The organism is Betaproteobacteria bacterium (assembly GCA_009377585.1).
Taxonomy (GTDB): Bacteria; Pseudomonadota; Gammaproteobacteria; order Burkholderiales; family WYBJ01; genus WYBJ01.
In genome coordinates this window covers 23,693-29,841 of record WHTS01000076.1, presented here as the reverse complement: position 1 = coordinate 29,841, position 6,149 = coordinate 23,693, and the positions used below count along the sequence as shown (strand labels likewise).

Genomic DNA, 6,149 nt, shown 5'->3' with positions numbered 1-6,149 from the left:
ACGCCTGCCCTACCCACCGACTTCCGTCCGCGCGGGGCTGGCACCGATGCAGCGCCACGTGCCATGGTCCATCGCAACCTGCCGCTTCCGACTGGCGCGCGCCGTCGCAAGGACTCTGATCCAGTGCCCATGCTGCGGCCACAGCCTGTGCGCAGAAACCACTTAGTAACACAGTAGTACTATGAAGCGCACCTTGCGTCCTTGAAAATCCTCGTGCAACACAGCGTCGAGTTCAGCGCGCAGGACATGCAATGCACGCACGACATGCTTGGAGCTGGTATCGGTCGCGATATTGGAACCGACATACGCGGTAAAGCCATCGAGATCGGCATAGATGGTCGCGGCATCCTGCCGTCTCGAATTCTTCGCGGACAGACCTTCGATATCGAGGGTCGCAAAGGGTGGCGTGCGCTTGTGGCAAGTCTCGCCCTCCACGTCCGTGACATGGAGCATGTCACGAAGATTGAGAATGTCGGCGTAGAGATGTACGCCATCAACTCGGTAAGCGACATTGCCCGCGAGGTTTGTCAGATCGGTGTCGCGAACGTACTGCTTGATTTCAATGTTCCGCAGTGGAAGTTCGTCGATCTTCGCATTGATGCGCTTCTCCGCGCGCTCTCTATTCCAGGTCCGGGTTCCCATGCATATCTCCTGCGTAGGCTGTCTCTCCCAGGCGCATCGAATGGCTGAAGGGCCGTGGCTATCAGAGCCATCGTTACCCTCGCTTCAAAATCTTTCGACGAACTGGCAATCCATCATCGTAAACCGCTTACGGCTTCTTCGAGTCTCCGCTCAAGGTCGGACAAGAGATTCCGCTTCGCGCGAAGGAAAAACTGTGCTTCGCGGTCATTCGGATTCTCGCGGAGCGCGGCGCGCTCTGCCTCGATTGCTGCGCAGAGCTCCGCGACCTCGCGGCGCAGTCGCAGCTCCTCAGTCATGAATGCGGACAACCGGGATTCCTTTCGGAGTCCCATAGTGATCCCCGAAGGTCCGGAGGAAATAGTCCTTGCGCGTGCTGTCATTGGCGCGCTCGACATAGACATCGCACGCGTATCGCTCGGCCATCAGGGGCCGGTCGTTGAGGAGATCAAGTTCGGCCAGTTGCTCCAGGCTTAGTCGCTGGATCTGCCCTGGATAGATGAACACAGCTACGTCTACGTCGTCCGGATCCGGCTTGTCGGTGGCCACCGACCCATTAATCCAGATTTCGCAGGTGATGCCGATCTGCCGGATGAACGCGATGAAGGCCCGGAACGAGCGCAGGAGCTCGATGCGGCGGGCAGGGTTCGGGAAGGGGTGCCGCCCGGATAGGCGTGGTGGTGGCTTTCGGAGGCGGGGAACTGTTGCACGAGCTCGGCGTAGCGTTCCAGCGGCGCGCGGTATAGCGACGTGAATTGCTTGCGCGAGACCGAGGTGCGCTGCCAGATATGTTCCAGCAGGCGTTGTCGGCGCGGTGTCGCCAGTAGCGATGCGGCCGACTCCGGCCGCATCAGCCCTTTGGGCGTCCCGGTGGAGGGGGCGGACGGAACGCCAATGGCTGGCGGCATCCTTTTGCGTTGGAACAGGGAGAGCATGGCGAAACCCGGCTGAGAGGCCCCACCGGAGGGCCTTTTGACCTTTTCGGGGTAGGGCCTTTCTCTTGACGCCGTTCCTTTGCCCCTTTCCAGCCCTTGATAAGCCCTTGGATATAGGCTCTTTGTTATAGGGCAACTCGTGAACCTCCACTCCCGACAATGAGGTTCTGGTCCCAACCGCTTTCCAGTTAGAGGGTTGCCCGTGTTCTACCTACGATGGCCCTTTCGTAGCAGGAAGACATCATGCCTCAGCACCGACACCGACGCGCCGGGCGGCACACGGATTGACGATGTAAGGAAAACTCCTTACGATCGAGCCGTGACAATTACGGATGGAGACGCCTTGACCATGTCCAGCATCAACGAGGAAGCCACGCTCACGTCCAAGGGCCAGATCACGTTGCCCAAGTTCGTTCGCCAAGCCCTGGGCGTGACGACCGGCGGCAAAGTGGCGTTCGAGCTACGCGACGGCGAGGTTGTCGTCACCCGTGCCGAGACCGAGCACGAAGACCCCGCGATCGGCGCTTTCCTGGGGTTGCTGGAAGCGGATATACGCGACGGCAAGAACGTCCGGGCGCTCCCGGAGGACCTCGCCCAGGCCATGCTCGCCAACGTAGGCCGCGCCAAAGACCAGGATGAAGCCATCGAGGGTGAAGTCTCTCTCTGATGCAGCGCCATGGATGGATACTGCTGTTCCATGAGTGCATCGTGGAGCAACTACGGAAGCTCCACGCGGCGGCCGAGCGCGCGCAGCGGGGCGACCCGCAAGGCTTCGAAGGCAACGCCAACGTCAAGTTGTTTCGGGCGTTGAGCCAGTTGATTCTGGAAACCGTGCCGAGCGACCCGGGGCGGGACGAGTACCGGCAAGGCAACACGTTGGGACCGGCGCGCCGTCATTGGCGTCGCGCTAAGATCGGTCGGCGATTCCGTCTGTTCTTCCGCTACGACTCCAAGGCGAAGACCATCGTGTTTGCTTGGGTCAATGATGAACAGACGCTACGTGCGGCGGGCAGCAAGTCCGATCCTTACACGGTGTTCATGAAGATGCTAGAACGAGGCAATCCGCCGGATGATTGGGAAAGCTTGGTCAACTCGAGTCGATCCGATTGGTCTACATAGGATACGCGACAAACCCTCTGCACGAGGCGACGGCGATGAAAGCGACGCTTCATACCACGAATGCAGAACGCACCGGCAGATGGCTCGCCCGTGCGTGGCGTGGCTACGCACAGAAAGAAGCTCGTGCAGTCCGATGGCTAGCGGGCAACGGCCTACCGGGTGGTGTCGTACGGCTGCTGTTCTGGATCGTGGTAATCGCCGTATTCGGCGTGTTGCTATACGCCGCGTTCTGGCTGGCGTTGCTGTTACTGGTCGCAGTAATCCTTGCCTCGCTGACGCGAGACTCGGATCGCGATGATCCGGAGGAATGGGCTATTGGCGACCAAGCGAATCACAAAAAGAGCGTCTTCTACGATCCAATCAACTACAGCGACGATCCTGATCCTCGTTTTGATGACAAGAAGTAATCAGCCGATCTCAATCATCTGATCGCTCTCATGGCAACGCCGGTGCCTTTCGAACCAGCTTGTCCGGCGGCCCTTGTTCCATCGGATAGCCCTTGAAGCGCAGATCCAGCACGAATGCCGGCCCAAGCCAATGCGGTCACCCAAAACCCAGGCAGGACAATGAACATCGTCGCCATGACGAAGTTCAGCAGCATGTCCCCGAACGCGTTGTTCAATCCCATCAGCGGATCGAAATTGCTGTGCGGGCGATTCCAGCTGAAGCCCCAGCCGTAAAGCGCATCGAGAATCGTGCTGTCGATCCAGCGTGCGAGCTGGAACCAGAAGTCCACGAAGAACAGCGCGAACTCCACACAGCTCACCGTCACGACTGTCTTCAGGTCGTAGGTGCCGTACACCAGTACGAGTGGGATGCAGATGACGAGCGCCATCTTGAGCAGCGAGAGCACCATGGGCAGCGCTTGCCTTACGATGTCCATGGCTGGAAAGAACCCCAGCGAACCCACGGTCAGCCCAACGTCGCCCGCGCCACGGCTAACGATATTGGGTAGCGTCATGCCGATCTGTCCGCCATAGTCGGTGTAGACCCGGCCTTGGTTCATCTTCTGCTGCCGCGGCGCGGCGATTGCGCGAATCACCGAGGCATTCACCTCATCCCGACTGAGAAAGCCCGCCCAGCCGGCGATCCGCGTCAAGAGGCCAGGATCGACCTGGGCCAGCAGTCGATCGCGCAAGCCGTTGTTCCCATCGGTCCACCACTGCCGGCAGTCGGGGTAGCCGGCGCCACTGGATACCTCCGCCAGCCCTGCGTCGCGCGTGCCGTCATAGGGCCAGCCTTCGCGTGGTGCCTTCGAGTGGTAGGTGTCGTAGTAGCCCGTGGTGTCGACGAAGAAGCTCGATCCGATCCAGGTGACGTCGTTCATCTGCTCGTCGGTCAGGTTTGGACGGCTCATGAACAACTTTGCGCGCGCCGGTCCATAGCAGTCGTGGGTGAAGTCGGCGACTTCCTGAGCGAGCATCCATGGGCACAAGTTCGAGGTCACGTGCACCGACGGCGGCTGGGTCCCGAAGGGCGCGCGCTGGCCGGAAACCACCGTCGACATGGCGATCGGCCAGATGCGTGCGTTCGAGTTCATCGCCGACAACCCAGGTGACTGGGCGTTTCACTGCCACAAATCACACCATGTGATGAACGCTATGGGCCACGACATCCCGACGATGATCGGCGTGGACCATCGTGGTATCGCCGAGAAGATCATCAAGCTGGTTCCCGACTACATGGTCATGGGCGAGCGTGGCATGGCGGACATGGGTGAGATGGAAATGCCGATTCCGGACAACACCCTGCCGATGATGAGCGGCACGGGCCCTTTCGGACCCATCGAGATGGGCGGGATGTTCACCGTGGTGAAAATACGCGAAGGACTTGCAGCGGGCGATTACAAGGATCTGGGTTGGTACAAGCATCCAGCGGGTACAGTCGCCTACGAGTGGACCGGTGCTGAACCGGCGGCGCAACGCCTCGCGGTGGGCTCAGCTGCCCCAAAGGCAGGACAGGAGCTGCGGGCGCGAAAACCGACGGGCCACGGCGGCCATTGATCATGATGGACACAAACAGGAGAACGGCAATGAAGCGTAGTGGCATTGTGATTCTTGTTGCTGGGATTGCGTTCGGCGGCGCGGCGTGGTCGCACGGAGACTCGCACAAAGCGACGGACAAGCCGAGCGCGATTTCCACCGAGGAGCACGCATTCGGCAGGCAAGGTGATCCGAAGAAAGTATCGCGCATGGTCAAGATCGATATGGCGGACACCATGCGATATACACCGACGGAAATCGCGGTAAAGCGCGGAGAGACCATCCGGTTCGATGTGAAGAACTCGGGCAAGGTCATGCACGAGATCGTGTTCGGCACCATGAAGGAGTTGAAGGAGCATGCCGAGCTCATGAAGAAGCACCCGGGGATGGAGCATGATGAGCCCTACATGGCGCACGTGGCGCCAGGAAAGGGTGAGCAGGTTGTCTGGCAGTTCACGAAAGCAGGCGAGTTCTACTACGGGTGTCTCATCCCGGGCCACTTCGAAGCCGGCATGGTCGGCAAGGTCATCGTTAAGTAGCTCGGAAACGTTAAGGTATCCTGATTCGGTGATTCCGGTGCAAGGCGCAGAAACCGCAATCGGCACCCATGTCAGGAACGCCCGGCCAGCGCCGGGATGGGATTTGTACCGTCATACTTGGGGAAATACATCATGATCCGTACCGCAAGTGCAGTTCTCATGCTCTCGCTTGCCCTCCCGCTTTCCGGGCTGGCCGATGACGCACACCACAAGCCGACCAACGTGGCCCAGGCTGCCGCGTCCCTTTCGGAGGGCGAGGTGCGCAAGGTCGACAAGGAGGCGAAGAAGCTAACCATCCGGCATGGACCGCTCGTCAACCTCGACATGCCGGCCATGACGATGGTTTTCCAGGTCAAGGATCCTTCGATGCTCGAGCAGGTGAAGGCCGGTGACAAGATCCGCTTCCAGGCCGACAAAGTCGAGGGCGCTTACACCGTGACCCGTATCGAGCCCGCCAAGTAGCACGGCCTTGTTACTTCCAGCCGAAGCCTTATGATGCCCGCTTGCGCTCGCTATGCCGCCTTCCTGAAGCTGGAGCGGCTCGGCCTGAGGCGCCTGTCTCTCTCTCTCGCGACTGAATATATGAGCGATCGTATCGGAACGAGGGCGCTCCGCATCGGCATCACGCTTTCAATTACCGCCGGAATAGCTTACGTATTCTGTGCAGCCGCATGGGCGATGTGGCACGAGCAGGCTCTCGACTTTCTCAATGGTCTATTCCACGGACTCGACTTTCGCAGGATTCTCCTCGCCGAGAGCGAGTGGGGACTATGGATGTTCTTGTACCCGCTCGCCGTCGTAAGCGTTGCGGGATTTATCGTCGGCGCAATCCATGAAGTGGTGAAAGACCTGCTGGACAAGATCTTCCGATAGAAGCGGTTTACTGGTGCGCAGCGAGCTGCCCGAACAGGCCGAGCGGTCCAGCATTGCCCCTG

General features: G+C 59.9%; 8 protein-coding genes and 3 pseudogenes. 7 read left to right on the top strand and 4 right to left on the bottom strand.

The window, feature by feature from the left end; all coding sequences use genetic code 11:
• Nucleotides 1-180: 180 nt before the first annotated feature.
• The 3 genes and pseudogenes from GEV05_20835 to GEV05_20825 form a co-directional block, all read right to left on the bottom strand.
• Nucleotides 181-642, bottom strand: a pseudogene (locus tag GEV05_20835) (hypothetical protein).
• 288 nt (nt 643-930) lie between these two features.
• Nucleotides 931-1,188 (bottom strand): hypothetical protein, encoded by a 258-nt coding sequence (locus tag GEV05_20830; GenBank protein ID MPZ45784.1) that lies wholly within the window; start codon nt 1,186-1,188, stop codon nt 931-933.
• Between the two features lie 110 nt (nt 1,189-1,298).
• Nucleotides 1,299-1,574 (bottom strand): annotated as a pseudogene (locus GEV05_20825) (relaxase).
• 349 nt (nt 1,575-1,923) lie between these two features.
• Between GEV05_20825 and GEV05_20820 the strand changes: the two are divergent.
• The 3 genes from GEV05_20820 to GEV05_20810 are packed head-to-tail and all read left to right on the top strand — an operon-like array spanning nt 1,924 to nt 3,100.
• The gene (locus GEV05_20820; GenBank protein MPZ45783.1) at nt 1,924-2,241 is read left to right on the top strand and encodes an AbrB family transcriptional regulator; all 318 of its coding nucleotides are present in this window, start codon (nt 1,924-1,926) and stop codon (nt 2,239-2,241) included.
• Nucleotides 2,241-2,693 carry a toxin YhaV gene (locus tag GEV05_20815; GenBank protein ID MPZ45782.1) on the top strand — a complete coding sequence of 151 codons (453 nt, stop codon included), beginning with the start codon at nt 2,241-2,243 and terminating at the stop codon, nt 2,691-2,693. The genes GEV05_20820 and GEV05_20815 overlap by 1 nt, the downstream gene beginning before the upstream one ends.
• Nucleotides 2,694-2,728: 35 nt before the next feature.
• A complete protein-coding gene (locus tag GEV05_20810) occupies nt 2,729-3,100 on the top strand; it encodes a DUF3742 family protein (GenBank protein ID MPZ45781.1) in 372 nt (123 codons plus the stop codon).
• Nucleotides 3,101-3,114: 14 nt separating this feature from the next.
• Here the strand turns inward: GEV05_20810 and GEV05_20805 are convergent.
• Nucleotides 3,115-4,116: pseudogene (locus tag GEV05_20805) on the bottom strand (conjugal transfer protein TraG).
• Here GEV05_20805 and GEV05_20800 point away from each other — a divergent pair.
• The 4 genes from GEV05_20800 (at nt 4,115) to GEV05_20785 (ending at nt 6,087) form a co-directional block, all read left to right on the top strand.
• Nucleotides 4,115-4,696 carry a multicopper oxidase domain-containing protein gene (locus GEV05_20800; GenBank protein ID MPZ45780.1) on the top strand — a complete coding sequence of 194 codons (582 nt, stop codon included), beginning with the start codon at nt 4,115-4,117 and terminating at the stop codon, nt 4,694-4,696. The pseudogene GEV05_20805 and the gene GEV05_20800 overlap by 2 nt on opposite strands.
• A 29-nt stretch (nt 4,697-4,725) precedes the next feature.
• Nucleotides 4,726-5,214 carry a plastocyanin gene (locus GEV05_20795; GenBank protein MPZ45779.1) on the top strand — a complete coding sequence of 163 codons (489 nt, stop codon included), beginning with the start codon at nt 4,726-4,728 and terminating at the stop codon, nt 5,212-5,214.
• Nucleotides 5,215-5,346: 132 nt separating this feature from the next.
• Nucleotides 5,347-5,676 carry an RND transporter gene (locus GEV05_20790; GenBank protein ID MPZ45778.1) on the top strand — a complete coding sequence of 110 codons (330 nt, stop codon included), beginning with the start codon at nt 5,347-5,349 and terminating at the stop codon, nt 5,674-5,676.
• A gap of 30 nt (nt 5,677-5,706) precedes the next feature.
• Nucleotides 5,707-6,087, top strand: coding sequence for a hypothetical protein (locus GEV05_20785; GenBank protein ID MPZ45777.1), 381 nt, complete (start codon nt 5,707-5,709; stop codon nt 6,085-6,087).
• Nucleotides 6,088-6,149: the final 62 nt, after the last annotated feature.

Excerpts from the sequence above, each read along its gene's own strand:
- GEV05_20815 (MPZ45782.1), top strand. The coding sequence starts at position 2,241 with ATGCAGCGCCATGGATGGATACTGCTGTTCCATGAGTGCATCGTGGAG.
- GEV05_20795 (MPZ45779.1), top strand. The coding sequence starts at position 4,726 with ATGAAGCGTAGTGGCATTGTGATTCTTGTTGCTGGGATTGCGTTCGGC.
- GEV05_20785 (MPZ45777.1), top strand. The coding sequence starts at position 5,707 with ATGATGCCCGCTTGCGCTCGCTATGCCGCCTTCCTGAAGCTGGAGCGG.
- GEV05_20810 (MPZ45781.1), top strand. The coding sequence starts at position 2,729 with ATGAAAGCGACGCTTCATACCACGAATGCAGAACGCACCGGCAGATGG.
- GEV05_20820 (MPZ45783.1), top strand. The coding sequence starts at position 1,924 with ATGTCCAGCATCAACGAGGAAGCCACGCTCACGTCCAAGGGCCAGATC.
- GEV05_20790 (MPZ45778.1), top strand. The coding sequence starts at position 5,347 with ATGATCCGTACCGCAAGTGCAGTTCTCATGCTCTCGCTTGCCCTCCCG.